We start from the raw sequence: 19,415 nt of genomic DNA, 5'->3' as shown, positions 1-19,415 counted from the left end.
GCGCTATGGCTTGGAACGAGCCGGGTGGCAACTCAAATAATCAAGACCCCTGGGGCGATCGCCGTGGCGGTGGTAATGGTAATGGTGGCGGCCGTCAAGGTCCACCGGACTTGGATGAAGCGCTTCGTAAGCTGCAGAACAAGCTGAATCGCTTGTTTGGCGGTAAAAAGCGCCCGGATTCCAGCGGAGGTAACCGTCAGGCGGGCAGCAGTGCGGGTCTGATTTTAATTGGCTTGGCCTTGCTGTTTGGCTTGTGGCTATACAACGCTATTTATGTCGTTGACGAGCAGGAGCAAGCAGTTGTGCTGCGCTTCGGCAAGTATTACGAAACGGTAGGTCCTGGCCTGAATATTTATTTCCCCCCAATGGATCGCAAGTTCCAGGAAAACGTGACGCGTGAACGTGCGTATAGCAAGCAGGGGCAAATGCTGACTCAGGACGAGAATATCGTCGAGGTACCGCTGACTGTTCAGTACAAGATTACCGATTTGGAGTCTTTTGTATTAAACGTGGATCAGCCGGAACTCAGTCTTCAGCATGCTACTGATAGTGCTCTGCGTCATGTGGCTGGCTCTTCGACCATGGATCAGCTGTTGACATCTGGCCGTGAGCAGGTCGCAGGTGAGGTGCGTGAGCGCTTACAGCGTTTCCTGGATACCTACAAAACAGGTATTACGGTAACTCAGGTAAACATCCAGAGTGCTGCTGCACCTCGCGAGGTGCAGGAAGCATTTGATGATGTTATTCGTGCACGTGAAGACGAGCAGCGTGAGCGTAACCAAGCCGAAGCTTATGCTAACGGCGTGATTCCCGAGGCGCGTGGTCAGGCTCAGCGTTTGATTGAAGATGCCAATGGTTACCGTGAGGAGGTCATTGCACGCGCTCAGGGTGAAGCGGATCGCTTTAATAACTTGGTAGCCGAGTATGAGAAAGCACCTCAGGTAACGCGCGAGCGTCTGTATCTTGAGGCTATGCAAGATATGCTTAGCCAATCGAGCAAGGTTCTGATCACAGCACAGGGCGGTCAGAATAATATGCTCTATCTGCCGCTAGATAAGATGGTGCAAAACCGTCCTGCCGAATCGAGTGATTCATCGACCTCGCCTTCTTCAGGCAATAACAGCTCGAATAATCCTTCGCCATCGGTAAGGGCTTTGCCGCAGCTGCCTGAAGTACGGACAAGGGAGAGCCGCTGATGAGTAACAAGTCTATCGCCGCTCTGGTTGTAGTGGTCATTCTAGGACTATTTGCCTGGAGCAGCCTGTTTATCGTTCAGCAGACCGAACGTGCAGTTATGTTGCAGTTTGGTCGTGTAGTAGATGCTGACCTTAAGCCTGGTTTGCACTTCAAGCTGCCCTTTGTAAATAAGGTGCGTAAGTTCGATGCCCGTCTTATGACGCTAGACTCTCCAACACAGCGGTTTTTGACCTTGGAAAAGAAAGCTGTGATGGTTGATGCCTATGCCAAATGGCGTGTCTTTAATGCTGAGCGTTTCTATACGGCAACCTCAGGTATGAAGCAGATTGCCGATGAGCGTCTGATGCGTCGTTTAGAAGCCGGACTGCGTGATCAGTTTGGTAAGCGTACTTTGCATGAAGTGGTTTCTGGCGAGCGTGATGCCATGGTGGCCGAGTTAACAGGTTCACTTAACAAAATGGCTAATGCAGAGCTGGGCATCGAAGTATTGGATGTCCGAGTCAAGGCTATTGATCTGCCGAAAGAGGTGAGCCGTAGCGTCTATGAGCGTATGGGCACTGAGCGTGAGCGTGAAGCGCGTGAGCACCGTGCCAAGGGGCGTGAGCTGGCTGAAGGTATTCGTGCAGATGCGGATCGTCAGCGTCGCGTCATTCTGGCGGAAGCCTATCGCGAGGCAGAAGAAACACGAGGCGATGGTGATGCTCGTGCTGCTGCGATCTATGCCCAGGCTTATACAAAAAACCCTGAGTTCTACTCTTTTACGCGTAGCTTGCAGGCTTATCGCAACAGTTTCTCTAATAAGAGCGACATCTTAGTGATGGATCCGAAGAACGAGTTCTTCAAATACTTGGGTGATCCAACCCCGTAAAAAGGTTGGCGGGCGCTCGTCGCCCGCCGCTGACCTTTTTGTATTTCGTGGTATCATGAGTCAGCCGGGAACATCCCGGCTTTTTTGCGTCTGCATGAACCATTGCATGGCGGCGAGGTTGTATCACGGGGATGGCTTAGGCGATCTACCGTCGCTGCGCGCTTTGCTCGCTACTGTACCGTGCTCTGTGCGGCAGGTTTTGCCTGCGCGTGCATAAGGTCTTCATGACAGGCTGCTGCTCGCATGATGGAGAAAGGCTAAATGGCAACGGTAGACCGCTGGCTGCTGCCTGACGGAATTGAAGAAATCCTGCCTCCCGAGGCTGCCAGCATCGAGATCGCGCGTCGACGGGTGTTGGAGTTGTTTCAACAGTGGGGATACGAATTTGTCGTAACGCCCCATGTCGAGTTTCTGGAGTCGTTGCTGACGGCGGCGGGCCAGGATCTGGAGCTGCGCACCTTCAAGGTAACCGATCCGCTGTCGGGGCGCCTGATGGGATTCCGCGCCGATATCACACCCCAGGTCGCTCGAATGGATGCCCATGCGTTGCATAGGGAAGGCCCGAGTCGCCTGTGCTATGCCGGCAGTGTCCTGCATTCCCGTCCGCGCGCGCTGTCTACGTCGCGCAGTCCGATTCAGATCGGGGCTGAGTTATATGGTGCCAAGGACACGGCCGGTGATCTTGAAATCATCAGCCTGATGCTGGGTGTGCTTGAACTGGCTCAAATCCCGGATGTGCACATGGACCTTGGACATGTCGGAATCTATCGTGGTTTGTGCGAAGCGGCGGGCCTATCCGGCGCAGCAGAAGAGGCGCTTTTTGATGCGCTGCAGCGCAAGGCGGTAGATGAAGTTATTACCCTGACTCAAGAGCTTCCTGCGCCTTATGGCGATATGTTGCGTAGCCTGGTTGAGCTGTGCGGTGGGCGTCAGGCCCTGGAGGCTGCGCGTCAGCGCCTGGCGGAAGCGCCGCCTGCCGTTGTCTCTGCCCTGGAGGCGCTGTGCTCTCTTGCTGATACGTTAGCTCAACGGTTTCCAGATGTTCCGCTGTATTTTGATCTGGGCGAGCTGCGTGGGTATCACTATCACACCGGCGTTGTTTTCGCGGCGTTTGTCCCAGGTAGCGGTCAGGCTATTGCTCAAGGGGGGCGCTACGACAATATCGGCGCGAATTTTGGCCGGGCACGCCCGGCAACAGGCTTTTCTACCGATCTGAAAACATTGGTTATGCTGGGTCAGGCGGAAATGACCGAGCCGCTAACAGGTATCTGGGCACCTCATGGCGAGGATGCTCAGCTATGGAATGCGATTCGCCAGTTACGTTCAGGCGGTGAGCGCGTGGTGCAGGCGTTGCCTGGCCAGGCGGATTCGGATGCGCGCGAGTCGGGCTGTGACCGACAGCTGACGTGGCAGGATGGAAGTTGGCAGGTGGCGCCCCTGGCGTCGTGAGAGTTCGCCGGGTTAGCCGGCTCCAGAGATTCCTATAGGGGAAAGGTTATGGGTAAGAATGTCGTCGTCCTGGGCACCCAATGGGGTGATGAGGGCAAAGGCAAAATTGTCGATCTGTTGACTGATCAGGCGGCAGCGGTTGTTCGTTACCAAGGTGGCCACAATGCTGGGCATACATTGGTTATCGATGGTGAAAAAACCATTCTGCGATTGATTCCGTCCGGTATTTTGCGTGCCGACACGCAGTGCCTGATCGGTAACGGCGTGGTGCTGGCGCCGGACGCCTTGTTCAAGGAAGTTGCCGAGCTTGAGGCGAGAGGCGTTCCGGTTCGTGAGCGACTGCGTATCAGTTCGGCCTGCCAATTGATTCTGCCTTATCACGTGGCGCTTGATCAGGCGCGCGAAAAGGCCCGAGGTGATGCCAAGATCGGAACGACCGGTCGTGGAATCGGCCCGGCTTATGAAGACAAGATTGCCCGTCGCGGCTTGCGCGTAGGTGATCTGTTCCATCCTGAGCGCTTCGCTCAAAAGCTGCGTGAAGTGCTGGAGTATCATAACTTTGTGCTGCAGAACTTCTTCAACGAGCAGCCTGTTGATTTCCAGAAGACCTATGATGATGCAATGGAGCACGCCAAGGTACTCAAGCCGCTGATGTTGGATGTAGTGTCGCGTTTGCACGAGCTGCGTAGAGCCGGCGAGAACATCATGTTCGAAGGGGCTCAGGGTACGCTGCTGGATATCGATCACGGTACTTATCCATTTGTTACCAGTTCTAACACCACGGCAGGCGGTGTAGCGACGGGTTCTGGCGTAGGGCCTTTGTATCTGGATTACATCCTTGGAATCACCAAGGCCTATACCACGCGTGTAGGTTCCGGTCCGTTCCCAACGGAACTGTTTGACGAGACTGGCGCTTATCTGGCCAAGAAAGGTCATGAGTTTGGTTCGGTAACAGGTCGTCCGCGTCGTTGTGGTTGGTTCGATGCAGTCATCCTGCGTCGCTCTATCGAGGTAAACAGCATTTCTGGTCTATGCCTGACCAAGCTGGACGTTCTCGATGGTCTGGAAACCGTGCGTATCTGTGTAGGTTATCGCAATGCTGAAGGTGAGCTGACCGAAGCGCCGACCGATGCTGACAGCTATATCGGTTTGGAGCCTATCTATGAGGAAATGCCAGGCTGGTCCGAGTCTACCGTAGGCGCTCGCAGCATGGATGAGCTGCCTGCAAATGCGCGTGCTTATATTGCGCGTATTCAAGAGCTGGTTGGTGCGCCTATCGATATTATCTCGACAGGCCCTGACCGCAACGAAACGATTACGCTTCGTCATCCGTTTGCCTGATCTGATCGGGTAGATAGAAGGGAGGGTCGCTTAGGCGGCCCTTTTTTATAGGCGCCAGTAAAAGCAACTGAGAAAGGGGAGGGAATTAAAAAGCATAACCCCAGAAACGACAAAACCGAGCTATTTAGCTCGGTTGTCTGTAAAGTGGTGCCCAGGAGAAGACTCGAACTTCCACGGTGTTGCCACCGCTAGGACCTGAACCTAGTGCGTCTACCAATTCCGCCACCTGGGCACTCTGCGATATGCGATGATCTCATCGTATTTCGCGTTAGCAACATTGTTGCCGTTGCTGTGGCGCGAACTATACGAGGCTTTTTTAAACCTGTAAACCCTTGAAGTGGAAAATTTTTATTATTTTTCGAAGACTAACCTTTAAGGCATTTTCGAGCTTCAATATATAGAGAGCTCTTAACCAGACAAAAGGTAACTCTAAACTGATGGCCGATTGGCAATCCCTCGATCCCGAGGCCGCTAGAGAAGCGGAAAAATATGAAAACCCTGTTCCAAGTCGCGAGCTTATTCTGGCGCATCTGGCGCAGCGGGGCGGTCCTGCCTCGCGCACGCAGCTGATAGAAGAGTTCGGTTTGACGGAAGAGGATCAGTTTGAAGCATTGCGCCGTCGCCTTCGTGCCATGGAGCGGGATGGGCAGCTTCTTTATACGCGTCGCGGTGCTTACGCCCCTGTTGATAAGCTCGATCTTGTCTGTGGGCGAATCAGCGGTCACCGTGACGGCTTTGGCTTTCTTATCCCTGACGACGGCAGTGATGACCTTTTCCTGAGCCCTGCGCAAATGCGACTCGTGTTCGATGGTGACAAGGCGCTGGCACGTGTATCCGGTCTGGATCGTCGAGGCCGCCGTGAAGGTGCTCTGGTCGAAGTCGTACACCGTGCCCATGAGAGCGTGGTCGGCCGGTTCTTTGAAGAGAGCGGCATCGCGTATGTAGTGGCGGACAGCCCCCGGATCCAACAGCAGGTGCTGGTCCCCGCCGGCAAGCATGGCGGAGCGCAGCATGGGCAGTTTGTTCAGGTTCATATCACCGACTGGCCTACTGTTCATCGCCAGGCCCAGGGCGAGGTAGTTGAGGTGCTGGGTGATTACCTCGCGCCAGGGATGGAAATCGAAGTGGCATTGCGCAGCTACGATATTCCCCATGAGTGGCCGGCCGATGTAGAGAAAGAGGCTGCCAAGCTCAAGCCTGAAGTCTCTGAGAAAGATAAGGAAAAGCGGGTCGATCTGCGCAACGTACCGTTCGTGACAATTGACGGTGAAGATGCGCGTGACTTTGATGACGCGGTCTATGCCGAGAAGAAGAAGTCCGGAGGCTGGCGGCTCTTCGTCGCGATTGCAGACGTGTCTCATTATGTGAAGGTTGGCTCTGCGCTAGACACCGAGGCCGCACGCCGGGGCAACTCGGTATATTTCCCGGGGCGCGTAGTGCCCATGCTGCCTGAAATCCTGTCCAATGGGCTGTGCTCCCTGAACCCCTTGGTGGATCGCCTGGCCATGGTATGCGAGATGACCATCTCGGCGACAGGCAAGCTCACGGGCTATCAGTTCTACGAGGCGGTGATCCATTCCCATGCGCGCCTGACCTATACCCGGGTCAGTCAGTTACTGGAAACGCCGGAAAGCACTGAGGCGCAGCAGTTCCGTGAGCAGCTGCCGCAACTGGTGCCGCATATCCAGGAACTGTATGCCTTATATAAGGTGCTCGTGATTACCCGGCAGGAGCGGGGTGCTATCGATTTCGAGACACAGGAGACGCGAATCGTCTTTGGTGCCGACAAGAAGATTTCGGAAATCCGGCCTACTCAGCGTAACGACGCCCACAAGCTGATCGAAGAATGCATGCTGTGCGCGAACGTAGCGACAGCCAAGTTTCTCGAGAAGCACAGCATTCCAGCCCTGTACCGGGTTCACGATGCGCCGCCGCTTGAGAAACAGACCAAGTTGCGGCAGTTCCTGGGTGAGATCGGCCTGACTTTGACGAAGGGCAAGGCTACACCGACGCCCAAGGACTACCAGGCGCTACTCAAAGCCGTTCATGACCGTCCCGATTACCGTCTGATCCAGACGGTAATGCTGCGCTCACTGAGCCAAGCGGTTTACAGCCCGGACAATGAGGGCCATTTTGGTCTCAATTACGAAGCCTATACACACTTCACATCGCCTATTCGGCGTTATCCGGACCTATTGGTTCACCGCGCAATTCGCAGCGTCATTCGTTCCAAGCTTGAAACACGGCATGTGAAGCGTGCCGGCGCCGCTGCCATGCCCAAGTCGCGTATCTATCCGTATGATGAGGCGCAGCTGGATCAGCTGGGTGAGCAGTGCTCCATGACCGAACGCCGTGCCGACGAAGCTACACGAGACGTTGCGAACTGGCTCAAGTGCGAGTACATGCGTGATCGGGTCGGCGAGACGTACCCGGGTGTCATCACCGCTGTGACGGGATTTGGCCTGTTTGTCGAGCTGAGCGATATCTACGTCGAGGGGCTTGTTCACGTCACGGCGCTGCCAAGCGACTATTATCATTTCGATGCCGTACACCATCGGCTTTCAGGTGAGCGTAGCGGGCGCAGTTATCGGCTGGGTGACTTGGTCGAAATCGTGGTGGCGCGTGTGGATCTGGATGAGCGCAAGATCGACTTCGAGCTGTCCGAGACGGCACAATCGGCTCCGGCAGGTCGTCGCCAGCGAGGCGATGCCAAGTCCTCAAGAGATAAGTCTCGAAAGCGCGAGAAAACCCAGGTACCTGCCCAGAATTCAGCAGTAGGGATCGAGGTCTCGCCTGAATTGCTCAAGCAGGCAGAAGTGTTGCTGGGCAATACGGACGTCAAGCGCAGTCGTGCAGTCAAGCGCGCCCTGCTGGATGAGGCCAAGACCGGTGGAGAAAAGCCCGCAAGGGCGCAACCTGCCAGACAGGAGGCCGCCCCGGCGCGCACGCCAGCAAAGAAAGGTAAAAAGGCAGACAGCGCTAAACCCGGCAAGCCAGCTAAATCGGCCAAGGCAACGAAGCCGGGCAAACATCGCAAGGGGCCTTCCAAGGCCAAGGCACAGGCGGCTTCTGGTGAAGTCCGTAAACGTAAGGTCAAGTCATGAGTCAGTGGGAAATGGTCTATGGCATCCATGCCGTAGAAGCGTTGTTGCGTCATCATCCAAAGCGGGTGAAGCAACTATGGATAGCCGAAGGTCGTCAGGAACCGCGCATACAGGCAGTGGTCACATTGGCCGATGCTGCACGTGTGCCGGTGCAGACCCATAGCCGTCAATCGCTCGACGAGCAGGTGGACGGTGTGCATCAGGGGATCGTGGCGCATGTAAGTCCGAGCCAGATCTGGGGCGAGGCGATGCTTGAAGAACTTTTGGATAGAGCCGAAGGCCCGCCACTGCTTCTGATGCTGGATGGGGTGACGGATCCGCATAACCTGGGGGCCTGCCTGCGTACAGCCGACGCGGCAGGTGTTCAGGCGGTCATCATACCCAAGGACAAGTCAGCCAGTCTGAATGCTACGGTTCGTAAGGTAGCGTGTGGTGCCGCTGAGGTTATTCCATTGGTCGCGGTTACCAATCTGGCGCGTACGCTGGAAAAGCTCAAGAAGCGAGGGCTGTGGGTTGTGGGCACAGCAGGAGAAGCAGAGCAGGATGTCTATGATGTAGACATGACCGGGCCGACCGTTCTCGTCATGGGTGCAGAGGGCAAGGGAATGCGCCGATTGACACGTGAGCTGTGCGATTTTCTGGTGCGTTTGCCTATGTCCGGCAGTGTCAGCAGTTTGAACGTCTCCGTAGCGACAGGGGTTTGCCTGTTCGAAGCCGTTCGTCAACGTCGTTCTCGCTAGAGGGATCGGCTCGCCCGCTGAAAGTAGTTAGGTTACATGCTCGATTTTGAAAGCATTTTCAGGGCTTCGCCGAATTCGTATGTTCTGCTGAACAGCGCTTTGACCGTCGTGGACGCCAACGAGGCGTACCTGAGGGCCGTGGGGCGGCAGCGTCAGGAGTTGCTTGGGGTCCATTTGTTCGAGGCCTTTCCTGTCGATCCGTTGCAGGGCAACGTGCCATCACAGCAGGCCCTGAAAGCCTCCATCGAGCGAGCTGTTACGCTCAGGCAGGAAGATGCCCTCCCTGTCATTCGTTACGCGATACCGCGTAGCAGTGCCAGGGGGGTAGTGTTTGAAGACCATGTCTGGAGTGTTACGCATACGCCACTCTTCGATGCTGAAGGTCGATTGCAGCATATCCTCCAGCACGCTACGGATATCAGTGAACTCCAGGCCATGCGTGCCGATGTAGTTCGTTCTCCCAGCCTGACATCGACGAACATTCAACTGGGGCAGCGACTGATCAATCGAGCGAAAGCCTTGCAGGATGAAGGGGCCCAGCTGAGACGGCTGTTTCAGCAGGCGCCGGGTTTCATCTGTGTCTTGAGCGGGCCTGACCATGTGTTTGAGCTGGCTAACGATGCGTTTCTGCATCTTGTAGCGCGAGGAGACGTTGTCGGTCATCCTCTTCGTACTGTCTTTCCCGAATTGGTAGAGCAAGGTGCTCTCAGGTTATTTGATGAGGCGCTAGTCTCTCTCAAAACGTTTTCCGGACGCGGCGTTCGCCTGGATATTCAACGTACCGCCTTGGGGCCTTCTAACGAAATCTATGTAGATTTCATCCTGCAGCCGATTATTGATAACGGGCAGGTGGCAGGGCTTTTTATCCAGGGTAACGATGTCACCCAGCAGAAGCGGGCGGAAACCGAGCTGGCCAATTACCGGCTGCACCTTGAAGATCTGGTGCAGGAGCGGACGCGCGAGCTCAAACGCAGTGAAGATGAGCGACAGGCCGCTATGGTTCAGGCGCAAAAGCTGGAAGCCGTTGCCAAACTGACGGGGGGCGTTGCCCATGATTTCAATAACGTCCTACAGATCATCGGAGGCAACCTGCAGTTGCTGAAAACCCGGCTGGCAGGCGATGAGGTTGGCCTGCGTCGGCTGCAGGCGGCCAATACAGCCGTAGAGCGGGGTGCAAGCCTTGCTTCTCAGCTCTTGTCCTTTGCGCGGCGGCAACCCCTGCAGCCAATGTCAGTCGATACGAAGAGTCTCCTGGATGGCATGAGTCATTTGCTGCATCAGGCGTTGGGCGAGTCCATCACGCTGACTGTGCTTGCTGACCCTGATGTCTGGTCGATATTTGTCGATGCAGGTCAGCTGGAAAACGTGCTGGTCAGTCTGTTACTCAATGCCCGCGAAGCAATGGCTAATGAGGGGCATGTCACTGTTGAGCTACATAACGTGTTGCTTTCCCAGGAGCAGTGGCAGACCGCTGACGAGTTGATTCCAGGCGAGTACGTGCAGCTGATCATCACGGATACCGGGCGCGGAATGTCCGAAGAGGTCAAGGCGCAAGCCTTCGAGCCCTTTTTCTCGACCAAGCGTGAAGAGCATGGCACCGGGCTTGGCCTGTCCATGGTCTATGGTTTCGTGAAGCAGAGTGGCGGACATATCTTGATCAACAGTACCTTGGGCAAGGGAACATCGATCACTCTTTATCTGCCACGCTCGCTACCGAATACCGATACAGCCGATAGTTCCATGGCCTTGCCGTCGGTTGAGGAAGGTGGAAGCGAATGTATCCTTGTAGTGGAAGACGACCCTGATGTTCGTCACATCGTGGTGGATATGCTGAGTGAGCTAGGCTATGACGTGCTGGAATCCGGTGATGGGCAGGCTGCCCTGACGATGCTTGAGCAGGGGGCGCCTGTAGATTTATTGTTTACAGACATTGTGATGCCGGGCCCGGTACGCAGCACCGAGCTGGCACGCAGAGCAGGGGCGCTCAGGCCTTCCTTGAAGGTACTGTTTACCTCGGGCTATACACAGGACGCTGTAATACAGGGCGGACGGCTCGAGGCAGGAGGCAACCTGCTCAGTAAACCCTATCGTCGGGATGAGTTAGCCCAAAAGGTGCGTATGATGCTCGGTATGCACAGACAGCACACCCCTACTACAGCTGTAACAGAAGAGGACATGGCGTTGGAGGAAACCGCAAGTAACAAGGTATTGAATATTCTGCTGGTCGAGGATGACCTGACGCTACGTAGCCTGACTAGCGAGGTGATGGAAGAGCTGGGCTATCAGGTTACGGCCGTGGCTTCTGCCGAAGAGGCACTGGACGCGCTGCAGAGCAGTACCTTTGATGTCCTTTTCACAGATATCGGGCTTGGAGGCATGTCAGGGCTGGACCTGAGCCGTCAGGCGCTCAAGCGTTATCCCGGACTGCATGTCGTAGTGGCTTCCGGTTATGCCTTTGACAAGGACGACGAACTCAAACATGTAAAGGCGCTGCTCAAGCCATACGATCTTTTCAAGATCCGGCAGCTGCTCGATGATCTGTCCGTCAGATAGTTGTACCGGCGAGCCGGTTGGCTCGTGATCTTCCTTGCGCCACCCGGTGCCCTTCTCTAGAATACCGCCCCTTGCCTGTAGCGGGCCTCCGCTTGCAGGCAAGTCAAAACGAAACATTCACTCCTTGTCTGACCGCATCATGTGGCAGGCTATAACCCGTAAGGAGCATTTATGCGTCATTACGAAGTTGTGTTTCTGGTTCATCCTGACCAGAGCGAACAGGTGGGCGGCATGGTTGAGCGCTACACCAAAGCGATTGAAGAAGACGGTGGCAAGGTTCATCGTCTGGAAGACTGGGGCCGTCGTCAGCTGGCTTACGCTATCGACAACGTGCACAAGGCTCACTATGTTCTGATGAACATTGAGTGCAGCGCCAAAGCACTGGCTGAACTGGAAGACAACTTCCGTTACAACGACGCCGTGATCCGTAACATGATCCTCCGTCGCGATGAAGCCGTTACCGGCCAGTCTGAAATGCTCAAGGCCGAAGAGAACCGTAGCGAGCGCCGTGAGCGTCGCGAGCGTCCTGCCGAGTCCGAGTCCGCCGATGGCAGCGACAATGCTGACGTCGATGGCGACGATAGCGCCGAGTAAGCCTGGATTATTGAGGAATCATTGTTATGGCACGTTTCTTCCGTCGTCGTAAATTCTGCCGTTTCACCGCTGAAGGCGTGAAAGAGATCGATTACAAAGATCTGAACACCCTGAAAGCCTACGTCTCCGAAACCGGCAAGATCGTTCCGAGCCGTATCACTGGCACCAAGGCCAAGTACCAGCGTCAGCTGGGTACTGCCATCAAGCGTGCTCGTTATCTGGCCCTGTTGCCCTACACCGACAGCCACGGCCGTTGAGACCGGGCATCGACACGAACTAACGGATAATTCGCATGCGAGCCCTTGCTGATTTCATCATGCGCGGTCGCATGCAAGCCACCCTTACGGTGGTGATTGCAGCGGTTGTGCCATTTCTGTACTGGCTCAGCGCTGCAGCAGGGAGTCTGGTCGTCCTGCGCCGTGGCGCAAGTGACGCTGCAGGTGTAGTGGTCTGGGCATTGCTGCCGGCCGCGTTCTGGTGGTATCTGGGGGATCCGAGCATTGCGCTCGTATTCGTCGGTACCCTGGCGCTGGCGCTGGTTTTACGCAGCAGTGTTTCCTGGCCGCGTGTCCTGCTCGCCAGCATCCTGGTCGGTCTGGCGTTTGCTGTGACCATTGGTCATGTCTACGCAGAGCCCATCAACCTCTTGGCAGAGGAAATTCAAAAGCTTCTGCCTCAGATGGCGGGTCAGTCACCGGATGCTTTGCCGGAAGCCAAGCAGGCCCAGCTGCATGACATGCTGGTGCCTGTATTGACCGGTCTGATGGCGAGTCTTTTCCAGATTGTCTGTCTGCTGTGCCTGATGTTGGGACGTTATTGGCAAGCTGCGCTGTATAACCCAGGCGGTTTCGCGCGTGAGTTTCATGCGCTGAGATTGTCGCCCGCCCTGGCACTGGGAATGCTGTTGGTCATGCTACTGGCACCCAACATCAACCTGGGACTTGGGATGTTGACACCTCTGTGCAGTGTACCCCTGGCGATAGCTGGCGTTGCCCTGATTCACGGACTGGTAAGACAGAAGCACATGGCCACGTTCTGGCTGGTGGGGTTGTACGTGACACTGCTGATCTTTGGGCAGTTGATCTATCCGTTGTTGGTGATCGTAGCCGTGGTCGACAGTCTGTTTGATTTTCGTGGGCGCCTGGGCAATACGTCCAAGGACTCCACGAACGGTGAAGGTTAAAAGTTAAGAGGTAAGACTCAAATGGAAGTCATCCTGCTGGAAAAGATCGCCAACCTGGGCAACCTGGGCGATAAAGTGAACGTCAAGGGCGGTTACGCTCGTAACTTCCTGCTGCCGCAGGGCAAGGCAACTGCCGCTACTGCTGACAACGTTGCTGCGTTCGAAGCACGTCGTGCAGAGCTCGAGAAGCAGGCTGCCGATAAGAAGGCTTCTGCTGAAGCTCGTGCTGCCAAGCTGAACGAACTGACCGTTACCATCGCTGCCAACTCTGGCGACGAAGGCAAGCTGTTCGGCTCTATCGGTACTCGCGATATCGCCGAGGCTGTTTCTGCTGCTGGCGTTGAGCTGGACAAGAGCGAAGTTCGTCTGCCCAACGGCGCTCTGCGTAACGTTGGCGAGTTCGACGTAGATGTGCAGCTGCACACCGACGTTGAAACTACCGTCAAGGTGGTCGTGGTTGCTGAATAAGCGGTCATGACAACTGACTGGCGGGCTTGCACGAACATGCAAGCCTGCCGACAATCGGGCACGTCATTCTCGTAATGACGTGCCCGTTTTTTTTCAGGCCATGAAGGCCTGTCTTCTCTGATCGAACTTTCGGTGCCAATCGCTACGCCATGAATGAGATCGCCATCGCTGAACAATACGATTTGCAAACTGCCGCGCTGAAGGTGCCACCGCACTCCATCGAGGCCGAGCAGGCCGTGCTGGGTGGCTTGATGCTGGATAACAATGCGTGGGAACGCGTCTCGGACCAGGTATCGGACGGCGACTTCTATCGCCATGACCATCGCCTGATCTTTCGTGCCATTGCTCGTCTGGCTGAAAGCAACCAGCCTTTCGATGTGGTTACGTTATCCGAGCAGCTCGACAAGGAAGGACAACTACCCCAGGTAGGGGGGCTGGCTTACCTGGGTGAGCTGGCAAAAAACACCCCCTCTGTTGCAAACATCAAGGCCTATGGCCAGATCGTGCGCGAGCGCGCCACGCTGCGCCAGCTGATCGGCATCAGCAATGACATTGCCGACAGTGCCTATAACCCTGAAGGTCGGGGCGCCAATGAGCTTCTTGATGAGGCGGAGCGCAAGATTTTCGAAATCGCCGAGGCCCGCCCCAAGACAGGAGGTCCGATTGGCGTTAATGACATCCTGACCAAGGCCATTGATCGAATCGATACCCTGTTCAACTCGGATAATGCCATTACGGGTGTTTCCACAGGATTTGTGGATCTGGATGATAAAACCAGCGGCCTGCAACCGTCGGACTTGGTTATCGTGGCGGGACGTCCCTCGATGGGTAAGACGACCTTTGCCATGAACCTGGTCGAAAATGCGGTACTGCGTACTGACAAGGCCGTGCTTGTATTTTCACTGGAAATGCCAGCTGATTCGATCGTGATGCGTATGTTGTCGTCCCTTGGGCGAATCGATCAGACCAAGGTCCGCTCGGGTAAGCTGGAGGACGATGACTGGCCAAGGCTGACCTCAGCGGTTAACCTCCTGAATGACCGCAAGCTGTTTATTGACGACACGGCAGGTATCAGCCCGTCGGAAATGCGTGCACGTACGCGGCGTTTGGTGCGTGAACACGGTGACTTGGCGCTGATCATGGTCGACTACCTGCAATTGATGCGGATTGGCGGGGCAGCCAGCGAAAACCGGACCAATGAGATTTCCGAAATTTCGCGCTCGCTCAAAGCGCTGGCCAAGGAGTTCAACTGTCCGGTGGTCGCGTTGTCCCAGCTTAACCGCTCGCTGGAACAGCGGCCGAACAAGCGCCCGGTGAACTCCGACTTGCGTGAATCCGGAGCGATCGAGCAGGACGCCGACGTAATCATGTTTGTGTACCGGGATGAGGTGTATCACCCTGAAACCGAGTACAAGGGTGTAGCCGAAATCATTATCGGTAAACAGCGTAACGGTCCTATCGGTACGGTGCGACTCGCCTTTATCGGCAAATACACCCGTTTCGAGAACTTGGCGCCCGGCAGTTATAACTTCGACGACGACTAAGTTGTCGAGAGCGCAAAAAAGCCGCACACCTGTGCGGCTTTTTTATAAGCGCCTTGGCCTTGCATGTGGTAATCCAGGCGTGGATGCGCGCGTTCGGCAAGCTCAGCAGTCCAGTAACCATGCGGCTGTCAGGCGACGGATAGCGGTTCGCCTCTCTTAACTGGCTATTTTTTGTGCTATTCTTGCACCTCCTCCCGCACCACTTTTAATCCCCGGAAGCCTTCATGCTCGCTGCCAAGCCGTTGTTCGACTATCCCAAATATTGGGCTGAGTGTTTTGGACCTGCGCCTTTCCTGCCGATGAGCAGGGAGGAGATGGACCTGCTCGGCTGGGACAGTTGCGACATCATTGTCGTGACAGGCGATGCCTATGTGGATCATCCATCCTTTGGCATGGCTATCATTGGACGTCTTCTGGAAGCGCAAGGCTTTCGGGTAGGGATTATCTCTCAGCCAGACTGGCAGTCCAAAGACGACTTCATGAAGCTTGGCAAGCCGAACCTGTTTTTTGGCGTGGCGGCAGGCAACATGGATTCGATGATCAACCGCTATACAGCCGATCGCAAGATTCGCTCCGATGACGCCTATACACCAGGCGGTTTGGCCGGCAAGCGTCCCGATCGTGCCAGCATGGTCTACAGCCAGCGTTGCCGTGAAGCCTATAAGGGGGTGCCGATTGTCCTGGGCGGTATCGAGGCATCACTGCGCCGGATTGCTCACTACGACTACTGGCAGGACAAGGTACGCCACTCCATCCTGATGGATGCCAAGGCGGATATTCTGCTATACGGCAATGCCGAACGTGCAGTCGTGGAGATTGCTCACCGCTTGGCTGCGGGTGAACCCATCCAGGCGATCACCGATATTCGCGGCACTGCGTTTATCCGCAAGGACACGCCGGAAGGTTGGTTCGAGCTGGACTCGACGCGTATTGACCGTCCGGGGAAGGTCGACAAGATCATCAACCCCTACGTCAATACACAGGATTTGCAGGCGTGTGCCATTGAGCAGTCCAAGGGGCCGCAGGAAGATCCTGAGGAAGCGAAGGTTGTTCAGCTGCTGCCCAGCCCGAAGCTTACCCGTGACAAGACGGTCATTCGGCTGCCGTCGTTCGAGAAAGTAAAGGGCGATCCGGTCCTGTATGCCCACGCCAACCGCGTGCTGCACCTGGAGACCAACCCGGGCAATGCCCGCGCGCTGGTTCAGCGTCATGGCGATCAGGACGTATGGCTCAATGCGCCGCCAATTCCGCTGACCACTGAAGAGATGGACTACGTCTTCGGGCTGACCTATGCCCGTGTTCCGCATCCTGCTTATAAAGGCGAGCGGATTCCTGCGTACGAGATGATCCGGTTCTCGGTCAACATCATGCGCGGCTGTTTTGGCGGCTGCACTTTCTGCTCCATTACCGAGCACGAAGGCCGCATTATCCAGAACCGTTCGGAAGAGTCCATTATTCGCGAGATCGAGGAAATTCGCGACAAAGTGCCAGGGTTTACCGGGGTTATTTCCGACTTGGGTGGCCCGACAGCCAACATGTACCGGATTGCGTGCAAGGACCCGGAAATCGAGAAGCATTGCCGCAAGCCGTCCTGCGTGTGGCCGGGTATCTGCGAAAACCTGAACACCGACCACTCGGCGCTGATCCAGTTGTATCGCTCTGCACGTGCCCTGCCGGGTGTGAAGAAGATCCTGATTGCGTCGGGCTTGCGGTATGACCTGGCGGTAGAGTCGCCGGAGTACGTAAAAGAGCTGGTAACCCATCACGTGGGGGGCTACCTGAAGATTGCACCAGAGCACACCGAGGAAGGTCCGCTTTCCAAGATGATGAAACCGGGCATCGGCAGTTACGATCGCTTCAAGCAGATGTTCGAGAAGTATACGAAGGAAGCCGGTAAGGAACAGTACCTGATTCCTTATTTCATCGCTGCGCATCCGGGTACGACTGACGAAGACATGATGAACCTGGCGCTCTGGCTCAAGCGTAACGGCTTCCGGGCGGATCAGGTACAGGCGTTCTATCCGTCGCCAATGGCAACCGCGACTGCGATGTACCATTCGGGCAAGAATCCGCTGCGCAAGGTAACTTACAAGAGCGATGGCGTACCGATTGTGAAGGGGGAGCGTCAGCGCCGCCTGCACAAGGCGTTCCTGCGCTATCACGACCCAAACAACTGGCCGATGCTGCGTGAAGCGCTCAAGGATATGGGGCGTGCCGACTTGATCGGTAACGGCAAGCATCACCTGATTCCCACGTTCCAGCCCGCTGTGGATGGTACTTATCAAAGTGCACGTCGTAAGAATTCGACGCCGCTGGGTAGCAAAAAAGCAGGCAAGCCGCTGCTGACTCAGCATACCGGCTTACCGCCGCGGGCAGCGGATGGCAGCAAGGGATGGGACAAGAAGCAGGAAGGTCAGGCGGTGGCGTTTGCCAAAGGCAAGAAAAAGCCCCGGCGAGAACCCAATATTCCGCGTTGATGAAACGGCGAGCCTCGGGCTCGCCGTTTTGCTATCAGCGGATCGTCAACGCGCCGGTAAGATCGCCCAAGGGGGCGAGACCGTGGGTGACGCGTGCGATGTCGCGCTCCACCAGACCCTTGAGCGGCGGCAAGCCGTGGAGCCGGGTGATCAGGCGTAGGATTGAGGTAGTGTCGTACAGGTCGTGATCGACATGTCCTTTGCGTGCGAAGGGTGACACGACAAGGGCCGGAATACGTGTGCCTGGACCCCAGCGATCACCCTTGGGCGGTGCTACGTGATCCCACCAGCCGCCGTTCTCATCGAACGTAATGACGACTACGGTGTTTTCCCATTGCGGGCCTTTCTGCAGATGTTCGATAACCTTGGCAATGTGCTGATCGCCTGAAGCGACATCGGCATAACCGGCATGCAGGTTGAGGCTGCCCTGGGGCTTATAGAAGGTTACAGGCGGCAGGCGACCGGCATCAATGTCTGCCAGAAAGCGGTTGGTGCTCGGATCATCGCCAATCCCGCCGTCGCGGATGTGCTGCTCGCGTGCTGCCGTGCCCGGAGCGAAGCGCTTGAAGTAGTTGAATGGCTGGTGGTGCGCCTGGAACCGGGTATCGGCGCCATTGCCCTCCAGCGCTGCCTGCCAGCCTCCCGAGTACCAAGCCCAGTCCACGCCCTTGGCTGACAGCAGGTCGCCAATGGTGGCATGGGTCTGTGGTGGCAGTACGCTCGGGTTGGTCGGATCGGACAGGGCCGGGTCGCCTCCTGCCGGCGGCGGAATCTGGCTGGGCTGATAGGGCGGCAGCATGGTGTTGATGGCATAGCCGTCAGGGCTAAGCGCGCCCGGATTGACGAATACCGGACGTCCATCCAGGGCCGAAGCAGGAGAGTTGTCTGCCAGAGCCAACTCATAGCCCAGCGGATTCTTCCCTTTAAGCACCGCCACCTTGTCCTTTGCCGGGCTGGTGGTGTGGTTGGGGTAGAACGGCGCGCGACCCGAGATCAGGAACTGATGGTTCAGGAAAGAGCCACCAAAAGCAGCCATGAAGAAGTTGTCGCAGAGGGTGAATTCCTGGGCCAGTTTCCACAAGCGCAACTTCTCGGGCTGGCTGTAGTAACCCATGACCAGTGCGCCGGAGTCACCCCAGGCGACAAAGCCGTCATTGCGTCCGCCGTTGATCTGCATCTGGTTCTGGTAGAACGCATGTACGAGATCACGAGTGATCAAGCCCGGGTTAAGCGGCTTGCCTTGAGCATCCTTCAGAGGAAAGGGTGCATTGGAAAGCCCACTGATCTGATCTTCAGTAATCAGGTATTGCTGACCGTCAATGGTCTGAGCCATAGGCACCAGGCCACCCCAGATCTTGGGTAAGTGCGGTAGCGGCTGTCCGTTACGGTCCTTCTGCTGGAAATGCTTGGCGTTGACCGCAGACAGTGGCTTCGAGACGCCAGGAAAATTGCCAAACAGGTTATTGAAGCTGCGGTTTTCCGCGTAGATCACAACGACATTTTTGATTTGCCGTTTCAGTGAATGGTCGAATGCCTTGCGCTCGGCAGCTTCAGCCATTCCCATGCGGTCAAGACCGGGCAAACCTAGCCCTAACCCGACGACACCTGCTCCGATCAGGAAGCGGCGTCTTGATTTCTCGAGGGTGGAATCGGGCTTATTACGGTCGTCATCTTTCATCGGAGGAAACCTCAGTAACGGAGCTGGCCTCTACAGTAGTAACAAAATATTTCAGATTTTCGAGCGATACGTTCTTATTAAGTCAGTTATTTGTATGCCTAGCTAACTTTTTTGCAGGCGCTGGCTGATCAGTTTTATCACTGAGAGCATGCGAGCCAGTAAGGGCAGGCGGACTACCGCTGCAGTCCGTAGATGAAGCGCCATGTTACATAGCATGGC

The 19,415-nt window shown here is 56.0% G+C and carries 14 protein-coding genes and 1 tRNA gene; 13 read left to right on the top strand and 2 right to left on the bottom strand.

Going from position 1 to position 19,415, the window contains the following annotated elements; genetic code table 11:
- The first annotated feature begins 5 nt into the window (after positions 1-5).
- From hflK to JQR86_RS16530, 4 genes are all read left to right on the top strand, one after another.
- Complete coding sequence (gene hflK / locus JQR86_RS16545; protein WP_010796923.1) at positions 6-1,196, top strand: FtsH protease activity modulator HflK; 1,191 nt, start codon at positions 6-8, stop codon at positions 1,194-1,196.
- Positions 1,196-2,065, top strand: a complete 870-nt coding sequence (gene hflC / locus JQR86_RS16540) for a protease modulator HflC (RefSeq protein ID WP_010796924.1) — start codon at positions 1,196-1,198, stop codon at positions 2,063-2,065. Before hflK ends, hflC begins: the two co-directional genes overlap by 1 nt.
- A gap of 261 nt (positions 2,066-2,326) precedes the next feature.
- Positions 2,327-3,514, top strand: a complete 1,188-nt coding sequence (locus tag JQR86_RS16535) for an ATP phosphoribosyltransferase regulatory subunit (RefSeq protein WP_122043566.1) — start codon at positions 2,327-2,329, stop codon at positions 3,512-3,514.
- A 48-nt stretch (positions 3,515-3,562) separates the two neighbouring features.
- Positions 3,563-4,855 (top strand): adenylosuccinate synthase, encoded by a 1,293-nt coding sequence (locus tag JQR86_RS16530; RefSeq protein WP_010796926.1) that lies wholly within the window; start codon positions 3,563-3,565, stop codon positions 4,853-4,855.
- Between the two features lie 145 nt (positions 4,856-5,000).
- On the opposite strand, the gene JQR86_RS16525 is transcribed toward JQR86_RS16530, so the two are convergent.
- A tRNA-Leu gene (locus JQR86_RS16525) sits at positions 5,001-5,087 on the bottom strand.
- Positions 5,088-5,292: 205 nt separating this feature from the next.
- On the opposite strand from JQR86_RS16525, the gene rnr reads away from it, so the two are divergent.
- The 9 genes from rnr (at position 5,293) to JQR86_RS16480 (ending at position 17,518) form a co-directional block, all read left to right on the top strand.
- Complete coding sequence (gene rnr, locus JQR86_RS16520; RefSeq protein WP_434153915.1) at positions 5,293-7,959, top strand: ribonuclease R; 2,667 nt, start codon at positions 5,293-5,295, stop codon at positions 7,957-7,959.
- Positions 7,956-8,699, top strand: coding sequence for a 23S rRNA (guanosine(2251)-2'-O)-methyltransferase RlmB (gene rlmB, locus JQR86_RS16515; RefSeq protein WP_010796928.1), 744 nt, complete (start codon positions 7,956-7,958; stop codon positions 8,697-8,699). Before rnr ends, rlmB begins: the two co-directional genes overlap by 4 nt.
- 36 nt (positions 8,700-8,735) lie before the next feature.
- Positions 8,736-11,252, top strand: coding sequence for a response regulator (locus JQR86_RS16510; protein ID WP_434153914.1), 2,517 nt, complete (start codon positions 8,736-8,738; stop codon positions 11,250-11,252).
- 171 nt (positions 11,253-11,423) lie between these two features.
- Positions 11,424-11,846, top strand: coding sequence for a 30S ribosomal protein S6 (gene rpsF / locus JQR86_RS16505; RefSeq protein ID WP_010796930.1), 423 nt, complete (start codon positions 11,424-11,426; stop codon positions 11,844-11,846).
- 26 nt (positions 11,847-11,872) lie between these two features.
- A complete protein-coding gene (rpsR, locus tag JQR86_RS16500) occupies positions 11,873-12,103 on the top strand; it encodes a 30S ribosomal protein S18 (RefSeq protein ID WP_007161145.1) in 231 nt (76 codons plus the stop codon).
- A gap of 35 nt (positions 12,104-12,138) precedes the next feature.
- The gene (locus JQR86_RS16495; protein ID WP_074823311.1) at positions 12,139-13,029 is read left to right on the top strand and encodes a hypothetical protein; all 891 of its coding nucleotides are present in this window, start codon (positions 12,139-12,141) and stop codon (positions 13,027-13,029) included.
- A gap of 21 nt (positions 13,030-13,050) precedes the next feature.
- Entirely contained in the window at positions 13,051-13,497 is a 447-nt protein-coding gene (gene rplI / locus JQR86_RS16490) for a 50S ribosomal protein L9 (protein WP_010796932.1), read from the top strand.
- Between the two features lie 149 nt (positions 13,498-13,646).
- On the top strand, positions 13,647-15,041 hold the full coding sequence (dnaB, locus tag JQR86_RS16485; RefSeq protein WP_010796933.1) for a replicative DNA helicase: 1,395 nt from the start codon (positions 13,647-13,649) through the stop codon (positions 15,039-15,041).
- Between the two features lie 224 nt (positions 15,042-15,265).
- On the top strand, positions 15,266-17,518 hold the full coding sequence (locus tag JQR86_RS16480) for a YgiQ family radical SAM protein (RefSeq protein WP_010796934.1): 2,253 nt from the start codon (positions 15,266-15,268) through the stop codon (positions 17,516-17,518).
- 34 nt (positions 17,519-17,552) lie between these two features.
- Here JQR86_RS16480 and JQR86_RS16475 read toward each other — a convergent pair whose 3' ends face one another.
- Positions 17,553-19,196 (bottom strand): acid phosphatase, encoded by a 1,644-nt coding sequence (locus JQR86_RS16475; RefSeq protein ID WP_125887312.1) that lies wholly within the window; start codon positions 19,194-19,196, stop codon positions 17,553-17,555.
- Positions 19,197-19,415 lie beyond the last annotated feature (219 nt).

The organism is Pseudomonas sp. JZ134 (assembly GCF_051027695.1).
GTDB classification, from domain to species: domain Bacteria; phylum Pseudomonadota; class Gammaproteobacteria; order Pseudomonadales; family Pseudomonadaceae; genus Chryseomonas; species Chryseomonas luteola.
This window is presented reverse-complemented; position numbering and strand designations above follow the sequence as displayed.